Raw genomic sequence first — 1,739 nt, forward strand, 5'->3', positions numbered from 1 at the left:
TTGTTCCCGAAAGGTATTATCGGTGAAAACGGCGGTTCAGCGATGGACGGTTTATTTAACGAAGGAAAAGCAGCGTCTGTCATGAACGGTCCGTGGGCGTTCCAAGGTATGCGTGATGCAGGCATCGATATCGGTGTAGCGCCAATGCCAAAATTGCCAAACGGTGAGCCTGTAAAAACGTTTATGGGTGTAAAAGGTTGGCACGTATCTGCCTTCTCGAAACATCCGGAGTGGGCAACAAAACTTATTGAATTTATTACAAATGAAGAGAATGCGAAAAAACGCTTTGAGTTAACGCGCGAAATTCCGCCAGTGAAGTCGCTCATTAACGATCCGTTAATCGCAGAAGATGAAGGAGCAAAAGCTGTTGCGATCCAATCTCAATATGCGATTCCGATGCCAAACATTCCTGAAATGGCAGAAGTATGGGGACCAATGGCGACAGCGCTTCAACTTGTTGCAAACCAAAAAGCAGAGCCAAAACAAGCGCTTGATGAAGCTGTAAAAACAATTAAAACGAACATTGAAACGAACCATCCAAGCAAGTAAGTAACGAGCGGTACCTCTCTTGTAGAGGTACTGCTTCAACTTTCTTTTTTTTGTTTACTTATTCACATTCAAGTGCGCTCCTCGCCATCGTTTTAGAAAGGAGACAAAATCAATGGAAACACCAATGTATCAATCAAATCATCGGAAAATTGCCCTCGGTTTATCGCTCATTCCGGGATTTGGACAACTATATAATCGTCAATACGTCAAAGGCATTTCGTTTTTCATTTTAGCTGCTTCGTTTTTGATCGTTTTTAAAGATTTATTAAATATGGGATGGTGGGGCATCTTTACGCTCGGTGAAGTCGTCGGACGTGACCATTCCATTTTCTTGCTTGTTGAAGGAATTTTAGCCGTTATTATTTCCGTGTTTGGGCTCGGTTTTTATGCGTTTAACTTGCGCGATGCTTATAAAAATGGGCAAAAGCGTGATTTAGGGTTGAAAATTAGCTCGTTGCGCGAGCAATATCGCGCGCTCGTTGACAACGGCTTTCCATATTTAATGATTTCGCCAGGTTTTATTTTGCTCGTATTCGTTGTCATTTTCCCGATTATTTTCGTCGTCTTATTGGCGTTTACAAACTATGACTTATATCATTCCCCACCAGCTAAACTCGTTGACTGGGTAGGGTTTCAAAACTTCATTGATTTAGTGAAGCTCGATCTTTGGCGAAAAACGTTTATTAACGTCCTCGCTTGGACGATCGTTTGGACGTTTGGGGCAACGACGTTACAAATTGCGCTCGGTATTTTCTTAGCGATTATCGTAAACCAAAAAGATTTAAAAGGAAAAGCGATCATTCGGACGATTTTCATTTTACCTTGGGCTGTTCCGGCGTTCGTGACAATTCTCGTCTTTTCAGGCATGTTTAACGAATCGTTCGGGGTCATTAATAAAACGATTTTAGCATCGTTAGGCATCGGACCGATCGAGTGGATGACGGATCCGTTTTGGACGAAAGTTGCGCTCATTTTGATTCAAACGTGGCTCGGGTTCCCATTCGTCTTTGCGATGACAACAGGGGTATTGCAAGCCATTCCGAACGAATTGTACGAGGCGGCAACAGTCGATGGCGCTTCAAGCTGGCAAAAGTTTACGAAAATTACCCTTCCGCTCGTGTTGTATGCGACAGCGCCAATTTTAATTACGCAATATACGTTTAACTTCAACAACTTTAACATCATTTACT

2 protein-coding genes are annotated in these 1,739 nt (G+C 42.7%); both read left to right on the forward strand.

Annotated features, from left to right (window positions below; all coding sequences use genetic code 11):
- Positions 1–549: extracellular solute-binding protein (locus V7Z64_RS13240; protein ID WP_297991423.1), on the forward strand; the 549-nt coding region annotated here is incomplete at its 5' end.
- Positions 550–661: 112 nt separating this feature from the next.
- The coding region (locus V7Z64_RS13245) for a carbohydrate ABC transporter permease (protein WP_334110744.1) at positions 662–1,739 on the forward strand (1,078 nt) is incomplete at its 3' end.

Origin of the sequence: Anoxybacillus sp., from assembly GCF_036834105.1 — a bacterium.
GTDB lineage: Bacteria > Bacillota > Bacilli > Bacillales > Anoxybacillaceae > Anoxybacillus.